This is a genomic window from Pengzhenrongella sicca (genome assembly GCF_017569225.1).
Classification (GTDB): Bacteria; Actinomycetota; Actinomycetes; order Actinomycetales; family Cellulomonadaceae; genus Pengzhenrongella; species Pengzhenrongella sicca.
This window is the reverse complement of sequence record NZ_CP071868.1, coordinates 696,979-713,823: the sequence shown is the minus strand read 5'-3', so window position 1 is coordinate 713,823 and position 16,845 is coordinate 696,979. Positions and strand designations below refer to the sequence as shown.

The following is a 16,845-nucleotide window of genomic DNA, read 5'->3' as shown; positions in this document are numbered from 1 at the left end:
TCATTTGATCTGATTGAGACGACGGTTGACCGCCACCGTGATCACAGCGATGGCCGCGATGGCGAGGGTGACGAACCCGACGACGAGAATGACGTTCTCCAGGGTGTTCCCAGCCTCCCGGTCGCCAGCGGACACGCGCTCGTGTATGACGCGACGCGCGGTGTAGAGGTAGCCGTTCAGGACGATGAGGGCTGCGAACGTGTTCATCGGGTGTTCCTCCTTGTGCGGTACTCAGTTCTGTTGATGGGCTCTCGGCAGGTCAGCCGAAGAGGATCCGAGCGAAGGCCGGGTATCCGACCAGGAGCATGAACGTGAGCCCGAGCAGCGCTACGGGCACGACCATGTGTTCACTCGCGGCGTTGGCCTTGGCCGTGGCCGCGGTCAGGATCTGGGTGCGGAGAGACGAAGCTCGGGCACGCAGGCTGACGTAGATCGCCGCGCCGGACTCACCAGCGGTGCGGGTGATGTCGGCGAGATCCCCGAGCTCGGGCACCCCCGTGGCGGCGCCGAGGTCGGCGAGACCTTGCCAGGGAGGTTGCCCAGCCAGGTGGGCGCGGAACAGCGCCTCGCGGATGGCAACGAACTGAGTCGAGGTCCCGATGTTCGCGGCCCGGTCGAGCGCTTCGTTGGTACCGGCGTCGGCGGCGCGTTCGAGGGCGACGAGCTCGAGGTACACGCTCGCGGCCCGGCGCATGTCCTGCCGGGCGGTCGCGGCTCGTTGGCGCAGATCGAGGTCGGGGACGAAGAACAGCACGGCACCGAGGATCACGCCGACCAGTCCCGGCACCGCGATCGGTAGGCCCAGCCCCGCGAGAGACAGGGCCGCAGCGAAGAGGACCGGAGCAACTAGACCTCCGAGTGCATACCCGACCTTGCGGAGTGCGAGGTCTTCGGGGGTCTGGCCAACCGCGTGCAGGTCAGCGGCAAACCGCCGCAACCCGAGCCCTTGGGCGAGTTGCGGCAGCACCCGCTGGCGCAGCTGATCGAGAAACGGGTGGCCGCTCGATTCGGGAACGATGACGAGGTCGACGACGCGCGAGTCGAGGCGTTCCAGCGCGGAGTGGAGATCGGGGCGGGTCGGGAGCAGTGTGCCGATGAGCAGTGCAACGCCAGCACCCGTCGTCGCACCGGCGAGCAGGATCATCCAGCCGTTCATGAGCTGCTCACCTTCCCGAGCCGGCCTGCGCCGACTTCGACGCCGACCGGAGACGCCAAGAATCTGGGCTCGGGTCGAGTGACGGTCATGGACCTCATCCATGCCAAGCACCCCACGAAACCGCACGTGAGCACGATGAGAATCAGCTGCCCGAGCGGAGTGCCGTACGGGGTGAGGTAGTCCCCCGTCAGTGCCCCGCCCGCGACCACCGCGAGGGTGATGATCGTGACGGCGCGTGCGGTCGCGCGAGGCTTCGCACGTTCGGCTTCGATCTTGCGCCGGACCGCGACATCCTCGGAGACCGAGTCGGCCACCGAACTGAGGACCCGGGCCAGACCCGGCCCGCGGCGGCGTGCGGCCAGGATCAGGGCGCAGGCGACGAGGTCGCCAGCCCCGTCGTCGAGGTCAGCGGCAAACGCTCGCAGCGCAGTCTCGGCGGGCCAACGGGCATGGATACGGTTCGCCAGGGCTCCGACCTCGCCGGCGATGATGGCCGGGCAGCTGCGCACCGAGTCGGTGATCGCCTGTTCGAGACCGATTCCGGTGACCAGCAGGTCGCCCAGGCGCCGGGTCCACTCCTCGATCCCCTCGACTCGATCGATGACCCGGCCGGCGGCCTTCGCGGTGCCCAGCAGCACGGGCAGCCCGCGCACCATGGCCGCGGCGATCAGCGCGACCACTGGCCATCCCGTCACCGCCCACCCGAGCAATCCAGCGCCGAGGGCGATCGCCCAGCGCGTCGAGCGCGGCCGCTGGCTGCGGCCACGACCAACCGCATCGCGCCGTCGCCGGCGGATCAGCGGCCGGGGTGATGGAGCGGCGGAAACGCGCGTCATCCCCATCACGCCCAGCCAGACGCCGACGCCGATCATGCCCCCGAACAGTGCCGCCAGAACGGTTCTCATGACGCACCCCACACGAGGTTGAGGGGCCGGTCCCAGGTGCCGTGAGGGTGGTCGAAGAACGCTGGGTCGAGCCCGCGCCGGACCAGCTCGGCCAGGCACGCGGGCCGATGCTTGGGCACCGCGCGGCCGTCCGCGCCGGGCCCGAAGACCTCGGTCGTCGTCGGCCTACTCGTCTCGCCGAGGCCGTTGACCTCGAGGATCTGGGACAAGAACCGATGCTTGCGACCGCCGATCGCGGACTCGTCGACGAGGTCCAGGTGCACGAGCAGGTCGACCGAGCCGGCGAGCAGCCGGTACGCGAAGGTGTCGGTCATCCCGCCGCCGGTCGACAGGCATAGCGTCACGATCCGGTCCACCGCGTGGTGAGCGGACCGGGCGTGGATCGTGCACAGCGACCCGTCCCCCGTGCTCATCGCCTCGAGCATCGGGATGACCTCCGCGCCGCGGACCTCGCCGACGATGATCCGCCGCAGGTTCATCCGCAGGGCATCCGTCAGCAGATCCGTCAGCGTGACCTCCCCTGCCCGGTGCCCGACGACGTCCTTCTCGCTGGAGCCTTCGCGTGCCTCGAGGGCCATCACTCTCGGGTGCCGGTCGGGTAGGTCGTGCAGGTACAGCTCGAACTCCTTCTCGATGGTCGCGAACCGTTCCATCGGGGCGAACTCGTTCGCCAACGCCCGGATCAGCGTCGTCTTGCCGGCGTTCTGCAGGCCGGTGACCACGATGTTCTTGCCCGCGCGCAGCGCGGCCCGCAGGAACCCGACCAGCGCGGTGTCGAGGGTGCCGAGTGCGATAAGGCCGTCGAGGTCGACGTCGCGTACGCGGTGCCGGCGGATCACGACCTGCGGGCGCGGCGAGGTCCATGCCATCGCCGCCAACCGGGACCCGTCGTCCAGGCGCAGATGTAGGGAGGGGTGCGCCGTAGTGAAGGTTCGCTCCGCAGAACCAGTGCGCCCGGCGAGCAGCTGGAGCAGCTCGATCAGCTCGGTGTCGGAGTCCGCGATGGGCGGGCCCTGCTCGTCGTGCCCGTCGGCGTACGACAGCCACACCTGGTCGCATCCGTTGATCTCGATGTTCTCGATGTCCGGGTCGTCGATCAGTGGCTGGAGCCGGCCCAACCCGAACAGGGCCGCCATCACGGCGTCCTCGATGTCGGAGACCTCCTGCGCCGACCACGGCACGTCCCCGGCGCGGATCATGGTCCGGTTTCGAGCAGCGAGCTCCTGCGACGCGAGCGCACGGCACAAGGCTCGACGCGCGGCGGGGTCAGGAACCGGCGCTCCTTGAAGGCGAGTCGCCAGCGACTCCGCAACCGCCTCGCGTAGCCCCCGGATCAGCCCGTGATCGCCCGATGGGGAGGCCGTGACCGGGCGCGGCGTGGCGAGCGTCATGAGCCCCTCACCCCATCCAGTGACATCGCCGCGATCCCAGCCGCCAGACCGCGAGCGCCAGCCGACGCCGAGCGGATCAACGGCGATCGGCTCAGCCGCGACCAGCTGCCGATCCCGTCGGAGAACACCCGCGCCGACGCGGCATCGTGCTCGATTTCGAGCGGAATCTCGAACCCGACCTCCGTCGCGATCTCAGCCGCACCGTATGGCCGCCGGTCCCCCACAAGCGCGCCAACGATGACCCCGGCCGCGCCGCGGAGGTCCTGCAGGTGCCGGACGCTCGGGCGAGCGGCCGCGATCGACTCCAACGTCGAGCGCAGCACCACGACCACAAGGTCCGCCTCGTCGAGCAGAACGGACGGCTGGTTCCGGTGCCCCAGGCGCCCGAGATCCACCAGCACATCGATACCGTCGACGTCTGCCTCGCGTGCCGCGTGCGCGAGTTGCGGCCACATCCCGGTCAAAGCTCGACCCTGCGCCGGATCGGCAATGCCCGGCATAACGAGCCGCTCGCCGCGGTCATCGAGCCGGAAGGCGTTCGCGAGCAGCTCGTCCGCCCCGACGCCCCCGGCAGTTCCTGCGAGGGCGAGAATCCCTCCGGTGGATGGCACGTTCGCCTGGAACAGGCCCGGCAGCATTCCGCTGCCCGCTGGATCGGCGTCGACCACCAGTGACCGGCGTCCAGGTTGTGCCTGCGGCCACGCCCAGCCGAGCGCCAGCGACGTCGTCGTGACCCCTGGGGAGCCCTTCGCAGAGCACAGCACGATGAGCGCCATCACGGCACCTGCCGAGGCAAGACGACGAGCGCAAACCTTCCCGTTGCCGCGCGCGCGGCCAGGGTCGGTCCATCCCGGGTTGGGGCGACGACGTCGACGACGCTCACACCGTTCAGGTCCGCCGAACCGATGCGCATCACTTCAGCTTCGACGGAGCTCGGCGCGGTGGTCGGTGGGTCGGCGTCGGCGGTCGGGGTGTCGACGATGAGCACCCGGTCTCGGGGTCGCAGGCCGCCGGCGGGGAGCCTATTCGCGGATACTGGCAGAGGGACGAGCACCTGGCCGGCCGCTGGTGGGATCTCGCTGGTGACCTGTTTCCGCGCGAGTAGAGCCCCTGCGACGAGGTCGCCTGCGGCGAACTTACCCACGACCGCGTCGACGTCGGACGCGGGGACCGTCGCGACGCTCCCGTCGACTGCGACGTCGGTCACCGTCAGGTCGGTGCTCTCGATCGCGGATCCGTAGGCGACATCACGTGCGAGCGCGACGACTGCGACCCGGTCCCCCGCGGATCCGACCAACCACGACGCACCCAGTGCCCCGACGATCGCGAGGGCCGAAGCAAGCGCGACCACGACCGGTCGCCGCTTGGGACGAGGAACCGGAGGAACTGGTGCGACCGGCATGCCGCGGACGCTTGAGGTCGCGGCGCCGTTCTCGCTCGCGCCGTTGCGAGACGGGCCTCTCACGGGCGGTGGTCCGCCGCTGCTTGTCGTCATGGGTGCTGCCTCCAGTTCCGGGGTAGTCGCTAGGTCACGAGCACCTGGAGCTCGCCGATGCGGATCGTGGTCGACGACGCGCGCGTCACCGTCAACGTCCCGGAGGTGCCACCGCCGGTCCACGTGACCTCCCACGTGGTCGTCGCTGTCAGCGCGAACGCGTCTCCGGGCTTGCCCGCGGAGGACTCGCGGTAGATGTGCCCGCACGTCGGGGACGGTCCGCCACCCAGGCTCTTCGAGTACACGGTGCCCGGCGTCGTGCAGGTGACCTTCGTGCCGTCGCCCATGTCCCAGACGATTCTCTTCGCCTGCGCCGTAGCGGTGACCGTCAAGCCGGGTATCGACGCCGACGCCGACGTCGGCCCCCACGTCGTTGGCGACACGTCGGTCCAGAGCCAGACAGGGATGCCGACCAAGCCGGTCGAGCCGGGCTTCGGCGCGATGCCGATCGCTGGCCCGGCGAGCTGCATCGTCCCGACGGCCCGCTGGGCGAGCTCGGCCGGCGTTGTCGTCACGGCGCCGAAGCCGTCCGGCGGTGTCGGGAACCACACCCAGCCGCCGCCGGTGCCCCGGACCCCGGGGCACATCGAGCCATAGATGGCTCCATCCGGGAAGTGGTTCTCCCACGCGGGCTCGCTGCCCGCCGGCTGGGGGTCGACGAGTCGGTAGTAGCACTCGTCGATTTGGCTCCACCAGCCAAGGCTGTCGCTGTGGCACGGAACCGCGGTACCGAGCAGTGTGGAGTAGCACACCCGGACGCCACCCGGACCCGACGTCGGGCCTGACGACGAGCCGGGTTGGCCTGGGTTGCCCGGGGTCTCGACCGTGATGACGCAGTATTCGCTGTGCGGTGGGCAGTCGGGTCCAACGGCCGCTCCGTTCGCCGACCCGACGCCGAGTGCGAGAGCGATGGCCACGAAGAGCGTGAAGACGGAGCGCCGACGGGTCAGCATGAGCGATCCCGCTGAGCAGCGTAGGAGCGGATGACCCAGCGACCGTCAAAGATCGACGCCTCGGCGATCGCCACCACGCGAACTGCCTGCCCTGGCGCGACCGCGTTCTCGCCCGAGTCTCGAAAGATGGCCTGCCAGTTGCTGACGTCCACGCAGTCGTGGATGGTCGCTGCCGGCTTATCGCCGAGGGTGATGTCGGATACGGATGGGCTGAGGACGGGCTCGCCGGGAACGACAATCCTTGAGGTCCGGAAGCTCAGCACTGTCGACTGCGCGTCGGCGAGGGCGGTGTCGATCGCGTAGTGGGACAGATTCGAATCTGCGTCGACGCTCGGGTCGGCATACCAGGCGACCTTGGCCGCCCAGTATTGGCGATAGGCCTCGAGAACGGCCGCCTCTGCCGCGGCGACTTCAGGGGCAACGGTGGGCGTCGGCGTCGGTGACGACGCTGCGCTCGACGTGGCCATCGTCGAAGTCGGAGGGGACGGGTCGCTCGGATCGCCCGTGCATCCGGACAGGGTCGCAGTCATCGCGAGCGCTACGAGTGCGGTTACACGAACCAGCTGTCTCCTCATCGCGACCACCTGCCCCGGGTCATCGGATCGTTCTCCGCTGTGACTGGAGTTAGCGCATAGGTGACAATGGCATACCAAACCGGGCAAATGCGACCCCCGGCGTGGCCGAGTCGCGCTGGTCCCTGGCGCGGTCCGTGGACGATCGGCGCGATCGAAGTTGTCTCCATACCCAGCAGGAGTACCCGGGTCCGCCGACGATGGCGCGCACGGCACGACAAGTTGTGGATAACTCATCACGACGTACACCTGTGTGCGGAGTACGTCGGCTGCCGCTCCACGGCGCGCGCCTCGTACACGGGCGACTTGTGCCAGGCGTGCATGGTCGAACGGGCTGCGGAGACGATGGCCCGATCATCGAGCACACGATGGCCCTCGACGGCTATCCGCTCGGCCACACCGGTCCACCCCGGAGCACCGAGGATCAGCACCATCACGCGGTGTACCTGCCACTGCGGAATGCCGAGCTCGCGTCCGATGGCTCGTGCACCGTTCCGTGCGCCCGAGCGGGACGGTGGACCGGAGAGCCGATCGACAACCGCGTCCACCACGTCGGCCGCCAGCGCGGCGTCCCAGCCAACGCGCACGAGCACTCGAACCACCGCGGTCGTCAGGCGAGGGTCGGTCGCACTCGCGCCAGCGGTTCGCGCGGCGTGGTGGTCGTCAGCGAGCGATTCGAGGCCCTTCCACGAACTCTCACGAAGCGACCGATCCAAGTGCTCACGCACCTCCCATGCTCGCCTCGGCGAGACGCAGTACTCGCCGCCGAGCCACTCTCCGATGACGGCCCGTCGCACGCGCGTCCACACGACGGCCCAAGGAGAGTGCGCGGTGCGGAGCTTGGGGTCGGCGAGTTCAATCCAGGCCTGCTCCCAGCCAGTCGCCTCGGCCTGCGCACCCCGCGGGCCCTGGAGGCCGTGCATCCGTACGAGCGGACGGACGAGGTCGCGCCGGACGAAGCGGAGCAAGGCCTCGCCCGTCGGCCCGTTCCACCCCTCCTCGTCGATGACCGCGAGCGCATCGCGCAGGCGCTGGTGGTCACGCAGGGTGGTCGCGGACCAACGACTGCATTGGATCAGGGCAGTTCCCATGGGAAACCTCCGGGTGTCGACGTGAACACCCCGGAACGTTCCTCACGAGACATTGTCAAAACCCTGACAGCCAGCATCGCTGCAGTTCAGGGGCTCGTCTATCCGGGCGCGACACCGCGCTGTCAGGGTTTTGACAAGGGTGACGAGACTCTCGTCGAGGCCGCCGTAGTCCTGTCGGAGGACATCGTCAGGGTTTTGACAAGGGTGACAAGCGAAGGTGGGAGGGCCCATCGATGGAGGAGGGAACTCATGACCCTGAACACCCACACGTTCCGGCTGGTCCAGTCCGAGGCAGCAAGTCCCACACGCCGAGCCGCCGCTCCCGAACCCCAGGTGATCAACCTGACAGTTCCTGCGGAGCAGCTGCTGCTGACGGTCGTCGAAGCCGCACACCGGCTGGGCATCAGCCGAAGCCTGATGTACGAGCTGATCGCTGCCGGCGAGATTCAGACCGTCCACATCCGGCGGCTGTGCAAGATCGACGTACGGTCGATCGACGCGTTCATTCAGAGCCGGATCGCGGCGGAGTCGGTGCCGAGTCAGATCGCGATGGACAGGTAGCCGATCCTCGCTGCGGGCTCCGATGCGCTCACCGTCACGATTTGATGGAGAACCAATGGACCGCCACGACCTAGTCAGGCGCCAGGCAGCTGGCTCAGTGCGTGCTCGGCGCGACAAACCAGCTGACAGAGCAGACGACGTCAGGCGCCCGCAACCATTCGTACCGCTCGGTCGCCGGTTGATTCGGGTCGTCGCGCCAGGTGACCATGACGTGCGTCTTGGTCCAGCGGACCGCCTTGGCGGCGCGCCACTCTTGGGCCCCGCCTTCCCATTCGACGCGGACGATGACGGGGATCTCGCCCATCGGCCGTAGGGGCGCAGTCGACGGAATTTCGCGGTTCGCTACGACTCGACCGTCGCCACCGGACACGACCACACCTCCGGTTTGTAGAACGCCTGTTCGATAGGGTATCCCGCCACCTCTCCGACGTCGTCACCCGTTTGCCCTCGCCGGGCTCTCAGCGTCGGAGCCGCAAGGCAGTATCAATCCTGTGATGCACGCCGAGCGCACGACGATGGACGCCGGCCGCCGGCCCTATGGAGTCCGTGGGCTCCCAGCGACGGAGATCTCCGTCTCCATTTGGCCGGTGTTGTAGATGGCGGTTATCGAGATCACGTTGAAGTACCAAGCAACCTGCCGGCGCTGCGGGACCGGCCTCGCTCCCGGAACACGCGCCTCGTGGTCAAAGGAGACGAAAGCAACGACGTGCGTGCACTGCAACGCGCCGGCCTCGACCACACTCAAGGGGACACCGGAACCGCGAGGACCAGTCTCGTCCGAGCGAGTGTGGGCCGAACGAACTCGCGCCGATGAGATAGCGGTTCCCAAGATCACCTCACCGTGGCAGCAGCTCGTGGAATATCACCGGCGAGCGGTTGCTCGGGCGAGCGTCAGCGAGCCGATCGCAATCAGCAGGCGCAGCGCGTGGCGGATCCTCGATCTTGAGTCCGAGGCGCTCGTGACTGGTCTCAAGGACCACCTCACAGTGACTGGCGCGATCACGGACATGTTTGCCGAGCTCCCGGACGGTGAGTCCGTCTACTACGGGTGGCCTGTCATCGCACTCGCGGACCGGACGGGCAGCCCCCATCTGGCGCCGGTCGTAATGACTGAACTGCAGGCGCCCGGCATCGGAGATGAGATGGTCGTGGCTCGCGACGACGAGCCATACGCCAACCCCGGGCTGTTCTGCGAGTTGTACTTCCCCGCCGACACTCTCAGTGCCGTCGACGACGCCCTAACCGCTCCCCTGCCCTTCGGTGACGCCGCCGCGTTGACCGAACGTGTCCACGCGGTCCTGATAGCTGCTGGCCTGGATGCCGGATCAGTCGACCCGCGCATGCTGGCGCGGCGCGGCGAACTCCGACCCGGGGTGCACAACCTGGCCATGGTGTTCCGAGGCCCATCAAACGGGGCGACCCGTGCCCTGTCAGAGGAACTACGCGAACTGCTCAACCGCAACGACTGGCAGCACACCGCAGCGGCAGCTCTGGTCGCGGGCCTCGGTGCCCAGCAAATCGCCGTCGACGGCGCCACGAATCCGGCCGCGGGGGCCGATCTGGTGAGCGGGCTACCACCCCTGAGCGTCCGCGCACTGCGGTTGAACGACTCCCAAGAGCAAGCGCTCGCGGCCGCCTCCATCGCTGCCGTGACCGTGGTAACGGGCCCACCCGGCACCGGCAAGAGTCAACTTGTCGCGGGAATCGTCGCGAACCAGTGGCTCGCGGGACGCACCGTGCTCGTCGCATCGACGAACAACAACGCCGTCCAGGTCGCCGTCGAACGGTGCAGATCCATCGATCCGGCGCTGCTCATTCGCACCGGAAACGCCGAGCATCGCGAGCTGCTGCCTGCGATCATCACCACGCTGATGGACCGCGGCCGAGCGCCCGGGATGTCCCGCCAGATCATTCGCCGGCAGCTCGACGCCGCAGCTAACGACCGCAGCCAAATCTTCGCGTCGTTCACGGCCCGAGCCGCAGCTGAGCAAGAACTCGCGCAGACGCTCCGCGACCTCGAAGGTCTTCGAGCTGTGGTTTGGGGCTCGCCGACAGCCGAACCGACCCGATCCGAACGCCGCCAGCTCCATGCCCTCATTCGCAAGCACGCCGCCTCGCGGTGGCTCGCTGAACGTCGCGGACGCAAGATCGTCGAGCTTGCGCACCCGTCGTCCGACGCAGTCACCCTTCAAGACGTCCTCGCATGGGCTGCCCTCGATGCCCGCGGCGCCGAGCTGACGACCTACCTGACCGCGCTCGGAGCGGCAGACCCCGACGTCGATCGTGCCGCGCTGGCGGGCGCCGAGCATCGGTGGTCCGAGGCAGGCCACCAGGCGCTCACCGATACGATCCAAGGCTCCCTGACGGCAGGCCGGCCGGTGCTTCACCAGTTGTCCACCACGCGACGCCAGTACCGGGCAGCACGCACCGCAGCGATCCGCGCGAGCCTCCAGTACCTACCCGCGTGGGCGTGCACGACGCTGCCCGTGCGAGAGAGCTTCCCGCTGACAGCCGGGCTGTTCGACCTGCTCGTGATCGACGAGGCAAGCCAGTGCGCGATCGCCCACATCCTGCCGCTGGCCTACCGAGCGCGCCGAATCGTCGTCGTCGGCGACCCAAACCAGCTCAACCCGATCGTGAACCTCAAACGCGCCCACCTCGAGACGATCGCCGCCGCGTGCGGCACCACCGAGACCGCGATGCACCTCGCTGGGCTATCCGCGGGCACCGATTCCGCGTACACCGCGTTCGCCGCGCGGGTCGGCGGCAGCCCCCACCTACTCGACGAGCATTACCGTTGCCACCCGCAGATTGCCCAGTTCATCAACAACCAGTTCTACGGCGGCGCGCTGCGCGTCCTCACTGACGTGTCCACGTTCAATCAGAGCCCGCGCGGGCTCGCTTTCGTGAACGTCCCCGGCCGGTGCGAGCAGGCGAAGCCTAGCGGCGCCTACAACCAAGCCGAGGTCGACGCGATCACCGACTGGGTGCTTGAATACCACACCGCGGCCAGCGGCACTCTCGGCATCGTCACCCCGTTCAGCGCTCAGGTCGACCTCCTCGGCCGACAGTTGCGTTCCGCCCTAGGACCCGAGAAGCTCGCCGCCGCCAGGATCACAATCGGCACCGCGCACGCGTTCCAGGGCGGCGAATGCGATGTCGTCCTGTTCTCCCTCGTCCTCGCCGACGGCGTCAACGCCGGCACCGCGAAGTGGGTCGAGAACCAACGCAACCTCATCAACGTCGCCGTCTCACGCGCCAAACGCGCGCTCATCGCCTTTGGCAACCAGGATGCACTCGCACTCCTGCCCGTGCCGACGTTGCACGCCCTCGTAGCCGCTGCAGCGAAGCCGGGGCCGTCCGAGACGGTCGGGCGCGGTGCCGACATCGCGGAAGTCGGCGACCTACACTCCGAGGCTGAGCGACGCCTCTACTCGGCCATGGTGCGGCGCAACCTGCCCGTCCAGCTCAAGCCGATCATCGAAGGCTACGAGCTTGACTTCGCGATCCAGACTCCCACCGGACTCGTCGACATCGAGGTCGACGGCGACCACCACTCAGACGAACGCGGACGCCAACGTCGCCAAGACCTCGCCCGCGACGCCGTCCTGAACGCCATCAACATCCGCGTCATCCGCGTACCCGCTTGGAGCGCACTGAGCGAACCCGACTCCGCCGCCCGAAAGATCGCCGGTCTACTCACTCCGTGAGCCAGCACATAATCGACCGCACAGGGCTCCGAGTGGGGAGCGATGTTCATCTTGGGTCCTCGACTGAGGCTGGCCGGGAGGGGTCACAGGCGAGCAGTGGGAACTCGGCTTCGACGAAATCACTCCTCGCGCCCACCGCGCGGCGCAACGACATGACCGGCAAGGGCGACCCGGATCGCCGAGACAGCTTCATCTAGCGGCACGTGCTCCCAGATCCGCACGACCTGCCATCCCGCCCCTTCTAGGTGCGCGTTGGTGTCGAGGTCGCGCGCGCCGTTGGCCGCGAACTTGGTCGCCCACCAGGCGCCATTGGACCTCGGATTCGTGCCGTGCTCGGGACAGCCGTGCCAAAAACAGCCGTCGAGGAACACTGCGACCTTGAAGCGCGTGAACGCTACGTCGATGGACCGTCGCGGAAGACCCGGTACGGGGTAGGCGACGCGAAAGCGCAGGCCAACTTTGTGCAGCGCGCTCCGTAGCGCGAGCTCACGATCGTTGTCGCGACGCCTCAGCGTCGACATCCGCTGGGACACTCGCATGTCGACCGCGCCGGGGTGACTCGGGACGTGAAACTGGGGCGACATCGCTTCACCCTCTCCGACTGCTAGCCGCCAACCGAGCCGCAGAAGATCGCTCAGTGCGTTGGTACGAAGTCGAGGCTCTGGCGTAGGGCTCGCCGTACCCGCTCGGTCGGGTGGGCCGGTGCGCTCGAGATCGCCGTGTAGATCGACCGGCCCTTCGCGGTGGCGAGAAGCAGCTCACGGTCTCGTTCAACGTGAGCTTTCAGCACGTTCCACACGACGCCAACGTTTACCCCGTTGCCAAGCTGCTTGTACGTCAGCGCGTCGCGCTGGGCCCCGAAGTCGTACTCGTCGGGCATGCCCTGCAGACGCGCTGCCTCTCGCGGGGACAGGCGCCTGCGTCGAGGCCCGAGTATGGGGGTTTGGGTGATTGCGACTAGCGCTGGCAGGTGCGTCATCCGTTTGACTCGCAGCCCCGAGGGTCGAAGCGATATCACGCAGTTCCACATCGACGTCTCATCCTGGGCCTGCCACTCCAACTTCTGGCGGCTCTCGGGGAAGGTACGCGTCTTGGCCAGCCAGGTCGCCAGCCATCGAGGGTCGGCTTGGCGAAGGCGATCGTAGAGATACCAATTCTTCTCCAGGAAGACGGCTTTCCAGGCCGGTACCCGCACTCCGCCCGGGTGCATCAGGTCGTTGCGTTCTTTGGGCGAGATCACCCAGACGTTGGCCCAGATCGGGAACCCGGGGAGCCTTCGCGCGGGTTCCCCGGCGGCGTCCGCGTCGGCCGCGCGCAGGGCGAGCATGACCTGGACCCACTTGTCCCAGTGCTCGACCCAGGTGATCTCATCGTTGCTCAGCGCGGTGCCGGGGACGTCTTGTGCGTCCTCGAGCGGGAGATCTTCGGCGAGGTCCCACTCACGGTGCATCCGGACCTCCGGAAGCAGCGTGACCGGATCAACGATCGGGTCGGCGACGTGGCCGTCGGGGACGCGGGTGGCGGTAATGAGGACCCGGTCCCGGACCTGAGGAGACCCCCCGAAGCTGGGGTCGATCTGGTGCGGAGAGAAGATGGCAGGGGTCTCGGAGACCTGGTAGCCCTCGGCCCGCAGCCGCTCGATGATGACGGCCCACTCGTGGGTGTGCCGCGGCCCGACGAGGTTGCGAACGTTCTCAAGGACGACCACGGTCGGCCGGCGCGCCTGGATGGCTTCCATGATGTTGAAGAAGAGGGTGCCGCGGATCTCGTCCATGCCCTTTTGGGCGCCGCTCTTGGAGAACGGTTGGCACGGGAATCCGCCGGCGAGGATGTCGTGCTGCCCGACGTTCATCACTGTGTCGGTCGCGTCCTGGGTGATGTCGCCCAGCGGGTCGTGGCCCCAGTTAAGGGCATACACCCTGGCTGCCGGACTGTCGATCTCCACCGAGTAGGCGTGCTCGCCGCCGAACCCGTTCAGAGCCGCCGCAAAGCCGCCTATGCCCGCGAACAGGTCCGCGTAGCGGAACGGGGCTGACTGGCTCATGGGTGCTCCGTCCGGGGCCGTTTCGAACATGTGTTGTAGCTTCGCACGAGATTCGGTCGGAAGCAAGAGCGGCGCGCAGATGCGAGTCCGCTCAGGTGCCTAAGTCTGTCACGGGAGCGCCGACGGTCTGCCAAGGTGGGCACGTGCAACAGGGGGACCTCTTCGACGACGACGTGCTGTTCGTCCCCGCGGCAACGATGGACGAGGCCGCGGCGCGGCTGTTCTCCCTCACCGGCGCCCGAGACCCGGGCACGCGCGGCCCGAAGCGATCGCTGGAAGCGTTGGCGACCGACCTCGGGGTCGGGGTCGACCTTGCAGCGACGAACGCGGTCCTGGGGGGCCAGATCGCACAGGCCTTGAGCATTGGGTGGCGGGCCGGCCGTGATTTCATCGGGCTTCAGGTCACCCTCGACGGGCTGAACAAGCTGTTGCGGGCCGCGACCCGGGAACTGTGGCTGACCTCGCGGCGACGGTCTGTGAATGTCGACGCCTACGTCGACGTGCTGCGCGCATTCCCGACGTTTCGTCCTGCGATGGACAAGCAGGAGGCTGTCGACCGGCTCAGTAACCTGGCCGGAGTAGCGCGAGACCGACTCGGGCCTGGTGGCAAGGAGCACCGGGTCACCTTCGACACCCTGGCCCAGCAGTTGGCCCCAGACTTGCTGCTGGATCCGGACGCGCGGCGGTCTAAGCACACGATGGTCGCGGCGCTCTGCCAGCGGTTCTCGGTCCCATGGCTGACCACGGCGGGTTCCACCGGGCAGAGCGTCACTCTCGAAGGACTGAATCTTCTGCTCGCAGGCGCGGAGCGGCACCTCAGCGTCGCCTCGTTGGGGTGGGGCACGCCGGAGGACGAGGGGTCGGCCCTACTGGGGGTGCTGCGCGCCGGTCTGGCCGGACACTGGGACGGGCGCCACACGGTGGAGAGGATGCATGAGAACGGGTCGCGGAACTGGCGGCAGATGGAGTGGCCGGGCTTCTACTTCGAGGAGCAGGTAGCGACTCTTCTTAACGTCGCCTACCCCACCCCGGCCGTGGGTGGTCCCCGACGCACCTACGGGGCGACCCCGTTCGACTACGCCTCAAGCTCCCGCGTCTGGGACGCCAAGGCCCACACCGTCCAGGAAGTCCTGGTTCCTTCCGGCAAGCGCACCAGCACGGCCAGCGGCGCGGCGATTCTCAATGACTCCGCCGCGATCACCGCGTGCCTGGCCGAGCAGGGCTTGGGTTTCCTCATCCTGGACGGTGCGGCGAGCTTCGACGAGACGGGCCAGTTCGACGACTGGCACCGCGATTACACCCGCGAGGGACGCACGCGTGTCGACTACGTCTCCAACTCCGGCCGCCACCGACGCCGCAAGAGCGCATTCGAACCCATGACCCTTCGTGCCCTGTGGATCGCGGATCTTCCCGCGCTCAATGCCGGGATAGCAGGCGGCTGGATCAGCCGAGAGAAGCAGGGCGCTCAACAGGTCCGGGTTGGTCACGAACGCGGCGCGGACCGCCACGACAAATTCCACCTCAAGGTGCACAAGAGCGCGCCGTGGACCGTCGCCCAGACCTCATGGACCTTGCGCGCATCGTGACACGACCGGCCGCTGCGAACGCACTGCGCTACCAAAAAAGCCAGGAGAAGCCTTGATCAGCGGCACAAAGGTCTACCGCCCTCTGAAGAAGAAGATGGCAGCAGAGATCGCCGACCTTCGCGGGTTGCCCGATCCGAAGGTCTCTGGTGGCAGCTCCGTCGAAAGCCGGTTCCTCGACGCCGTGTACGCGTCTATCGTCGGGACGCCATCGGGCGGGGCGGACGCCTATCGGAAGACCGAAGCGCTCCTCGAGCGGCTGGCCCTACCTTATGACCCCTACTGGGACACCAGCGAGGCGGCCCTCACCGGTGGCAGCACGGTCACTAACCGCGCCTACTCAAGGATCCGAGCCGCACTGAGTGCGACGCCTCGTTGCTTCATGCTCAACGTCACGGATGCTCCCGTCGGCGCTCGTTGGGAGCAGAATCACCAAGAGCTCTACCGCTACGACACGACTGTCACCGGTCGCAGGTCGCTCAACGACGGCGGGCCTGGTAGCCGGATTGTTTATTACGCGACCAGCAAATCGCGCCGCGACGCAAAGCATTTCATCGCGCGCGCGACGGTTTCCTACATTGACCCCGGCTGGACGGGCCCCTGGGTCGCCCAGCTTGAGGAATACACACCGTTCCCAGCGCCGGTCCCGGTCGATGAGCTCGAACTGGTCGGCTGGAACCGGCAGCATGCCATCACGGAAATCACATACGACACCTACCGGGCCTTGGTGCGCGCTGGCGGTTTGCCGTTCGAGACTGCAGGAAGCAGCAGTGCCGTGCCCGGGCTAGAAGAGACCGAGGTAGCGGACCTGGGTCTGGGGGGTGGACGGGTCGCCGAACGCGTCCTGCACGACTTCCCAATCAGGGACGACGACGTGCCGTCGCTCGAGATCCCCGACCCGCTGCCCACGGGGGTGCACGGCGGTGGACTCGTCCTCGTCCCGCGGTACATCGAGACCGCCACGGGACTCGTCTCCGATGACCCCAACGCGCTGCCTGCCCGACCCAGAGACCGCAAGCGCGACAAGATCGCCGAGCAGCGGGCCGTCGAGTTAGCCACGAAGGCGCTCGTGAAGGATGGGTGGGTGCTGCACTCAGATCGCCAGAAGGACGGAGTCGGCTACGACCTGGAGTTCAAGCGTGCCGACGCCCAGCTCAACGTCGAGATCAAGGGCATCGTCGGACGACGGCTCGCGTTCAATATCACTCCTAAGGAGCTCTGGCGCGCACAGACCGACCCCAGGTGGGTGCTCATCGCCGTCACGGACGTCCTCACTCCGAGGAGCTTCAGTTTGCACGTGGTGACGCGAGATCGAGTGGCAGCCGCCGACCGCGCCGTCACCGGGTACCGGATCCGGCTCTGACGAGGACGAGATCCAGCACCG

At 67.8% G+C, this 16,845-nt stretch carries 16 protein-coding genes; 4 read left to right on the top strand and 12 right to left on the bottom strand.

Annotation, left to right across the window (positions count from 1 at the left end; translation table 11 throughout):
* The 9 genes from J4E96_RS03235 to J4E96_RS03195 form a co-directional block, all read right to left on the bottom strand.
* On the bottom strand, nucleotides 1-207 hold the full coding sequence (locus tag J4E96_RS03235; protein ID WP_227424360.1) for a hypothetical protein: 207 nt from the start codon (nucleotides 205-207) through the stop codon (nucleotides 1-3).
* A gap of 52 nt (nucleotides 208-259) precedes the next feature.
* Entirely contained in the window at nucleotides 260-1,156 is an 897-nt protein-coding gene (locus J4E96_RS03230; RefSeq protein ID WP_227424359.1) for a type II secretion system F family protein, read from the bottom strand.
* Nucleotides 1,153-2,061, bottom strand: a complete 909-nt coding sequence (locus J4E96_RS03225; protein WP_227424358.1) for a type II secretion system F family protein — start codon at nucleotides 2,059-2,061, stop codon at nucleotides 1,153-1,155. The genes J4E96_RS03230 and J4E96_RS03225 overlap by 4 nt, the downstream gene beginning before the upstream one ends.
* On the bottom strand, nucleotides 2,058-3,260 hold the full coding sequence (locus J4E96_RS03220) for a CpaF family protein (RefSeq protein WP_227424357.1): 1,203 nt from the start codon (nucleotides 3,258-3,260) through the stop codon (nucleotides 2,058-2,060). The genes J4E96_RS03225 and J4E96_RS03220 overlap by 4 nt, the downstream gene beginning before the upstream one ends.
* Nucleotides 3,261-3,448: 188 nt before the next feature.
* Nucleotides 3,449-4,228: a hypothetical protein gene (locus tag J4E96_RS03215; RefSeq protein ID WP_227424356.1), complete on the bottom strand. Its 780-nt coding sequence runs from the start codon at nucleotides 4,226-4,228 to the stop codon at nucleotides 3,449-3,451.
* Nucleotides 4,228-4,803 (bottom strand): SAF domain-containing protein, encoded by a 576-nt coding sequence (locus J4E96_RS03210; RefSeq protein ID WP_227424355.1) that lies wholly within the window; start codon nucleotides 4,801-4,803, stop codon nucleotides 4,228-4,230. The genes J4E96_RS03215 and J4E96_RS03210 overlap by 1 nt, the downstream gene beginning before the upstream one ends.
* A 173-nt stretch (nucleotides 4,804-4,976) precedes the next feature.
* The gene (locus tag J4E96_RS03205) at nucleotides 4,977-5,900 is read right to left on the bottom strand and encodes a hypothetical protein (protein ID WP_227424354.1); all 924 of its coding nucleotides are present in this window, start codon (nucleotides 5,898-5,900) and stop codon (nucleotides 4,977-4,979) included.
* A complete protein-coding gene (locus J4E96_RS03200) occupies nucleotides 5,894-6,367 on the bottom strand; it encodes a hypothetical protein (RefSeq protein ID WP_227424353.1) in 474 nt (157 codons plus the stop codon). The genes J4E96_RS03205 and J4E96_RS03200 overlap by 7 nt, the downstream gene beginning before the upstream one ends.
* A 341-nt stretch (nucleotides 6,368-6,708) precedes the next feature.
* Nucleotides 6,709-7,563: a hypothetical protein gene (locus tag J4E96_RS03195; protein ID WP_227424352.1), complete on the bottom strand. Its 855-nt coding sequence runs from the start codon at nucleotides 7,561-7,563 to the stop codon at nucleotides 6,709-6,711.
* 249 nt (nucleotides 7,564-7,812) lie between these two features.
* On the opposite strand from J4E96_RS03195, the gene J4E96_RS03190 reads away from it, so the two are divergent.
* On the top strand, nucleotides 7,813-8,124 hold the full coding sequence (locus tag J4E96_RS03190; protein ID WP_227424351.1) for a helix-turn-helix domain-containing protein: 312 nt from the start codon (nucleotides 7,813-7,815) through the stop codon (nucleotides 8,122-8,124).
* 94 nt (nucleotides 8,125-8,218) lie between these two features.
* Here the strand turns inward: J4E96_RS03190 and J4E96_RS03185 are convergent, their stop codons facing one another.
* Nucleotides 8,219-8,428 carry a hypothetical protein gene (locus J4E96_RS03185; protein WP_227424350.1) on the bottom strand — a complete coding sequence of 70 codons (210 nt, stop codon included), beginning with the start codon at nucleotides 8,426-8,428 and terminating at the stop codon, nucleotides 8,219-8,221.
* 550 nt (nucleotides 8,429-8,978) lie between these two features.
* Between J4E96_RS03185 and J4E96_RS03180 the strand changes: the two genes are divergently transcribed.
* The gene (locus J4E96_RS03180) at nucleotides 8,979-11,834 is read left to right on the top strand and encodes an AAA domain-containing protein (RefSeq protein ID WP_227424349.1); all 2,856 of its coding nucleotides are present in this window, start codon (nucleotides 8,979-8,981) and stop codon (nucleotides 11,832-11,834) included.
* Between the two features lie 119 nt (nucleotides 11,835-11,953).
* On the opposite strand, the gene J4E96_RS03175 is transcribed toward J4E96_RS03180, so the two are convergent.
* Complete coding sequence (locus J4E96_RS03175) at nucleotides 11,954-12,355, bottom strand: very short patch repair endonuclease (RefSeq protein ID WP_227424348.1); 402 nt, start codon at nucleotides 12,353-12,355, stop codon at nucleotides 11,954-11,956.
* A 113-nt stretch (nucleotides 12,356-12,468) separates the two neighbouring features.
* Nucleotides 12,469-13,878, bottom strand: a complete 1,410-nt coding sequence (gene dcm / locus J4E96_RS03170) for a DNA (cytosine-5-)-methyltransferase (protein ID WP_227424347.1) — start codon at nucleotides 13,876-13,878, stop codon at nucleotides 12,469-12,471.
* Between the two features lie 143 nt (nucleotides 13,879-14,021).
* Here dcm and J4E96_RS03165 point away from each other — a divergent pair, with 143 nt between their 5' ends.
* The gene (locus J4E96_RS03165; protein WP_227424346.1) at nucleotides 14,022-15,464 is read left to right on the top strand and encodes a hypothetical protein; all 1,443 of its coding nucleotides are present in this window, start codon (nucleotides 14,022-14,024) and stop codon (nucleotides 15,462-15,464) included.
* A gap of 52 nt (nucleotides 15,465-15,516) precedes the next feature.
* Nucleotides 15,517-16,824 (top strand): protein NO VEIN domain-containing protein, encoded by a 1,308-nt coding sequence (locus J4E96_RS03160; protein WP_227424345.1) that lies wholly within the window; start codon nucleotides 15,517-15,519, stop codon nucleotides 16,822-16,824.
* Nucleotides 16,825-16,845 lie beyond the last annotated feature (21 nt).

Excerpts from the sequence above, each read along its gene's own strand:
- J4E96_RS03235 (WP_227424360.1), bottom strand. The coding sequence starts at position 207 with ATGAACACGTTCGCAGCCCTCATCGTCCTGAACGGCTACCTCTACACC.
- J4E96_RS03230 (WP_227424359.1), bottom strand. The coding sequence starts at position 1,156 with ATGAACGGCTGGATGATCCTGCTCGCCGGTGCGACGACGGGTGCTGGC.
- J4E96_RS03225 (WP_227424358.1), bottom strand. The coding sequence starts at position 2,061 with ATGAGAACCGTTCTGGCGGCACTGTTCGGGGGCATGATCGGCGTCGGC.
- J4E96_RS03220 (WP_227424357.1), bottom strand. The coding sequence starts at position 3,260 with ATGATCCGCGCCGGGGACGTGCCGTGGTCGGCGCAGGAGGTCTCCGAC.
- J4E96_RS03215 (WP_227424356.1), bottom strand. The coding sequence starts at position 4,228 with ATGGCGCTCATCGTGCTGTGCTCTGCGAAGGGCTCCCCAGGGGTCACG.
- J4E96_RS03205 (WP_227424354.1), bottom strand. The coding sequence starts at position 5,900 with ATGCTGACCCGTCGGCGCTCCGTCTTCACGCTCTTCGTGGCCATCGCT.
- J4E96_RS03200 (WP_227424353.1), bottom strand. The coding sequence starts at position 6,367 with ATGGCCACGTCGAGCGCAGCGTCGTCACCGACGCCGACGCCCACCGTT.
- J4E96_RS03195 (WP_227424352.1), bottom strand. The coding sequence starts at position 7,563 with ATGGGAACTGCCCTGATCCAATGCAGTCGTTGGTCCGCGACCACCCTG.
- J4E96_RS03190 (WP_227424351.1), top strand. The coding sequence starts at position 7,813 with ATGACCCTGAACACCCACACGTTCCGGCTGGTCCAGTCCGAGGCAGCA.
- J4E96_RS03185 (WP_227424350.1), bottom strand. The coding sequence starts at position 8,428 with ATGGGCGAGATCCCCGTCATCGTCCGCGTCGAATGGGAAGGCGGGGCC.
- J4E96_RS03175 (WP_227424348.1), bottom strand. The coding sequence starts at position 12,355 with ATGTCGACGCTGAGGCGTCGCGACAACGATCGTGAGCTCGCGCTACGG.
- dcm (WP_227424347.1), bottom strand. The coding sequence starts at position 13,878 with ATGAGCCAGTCAGCCCCGTTCCGCTACGCGGACCTGTTCGCGGGCATA.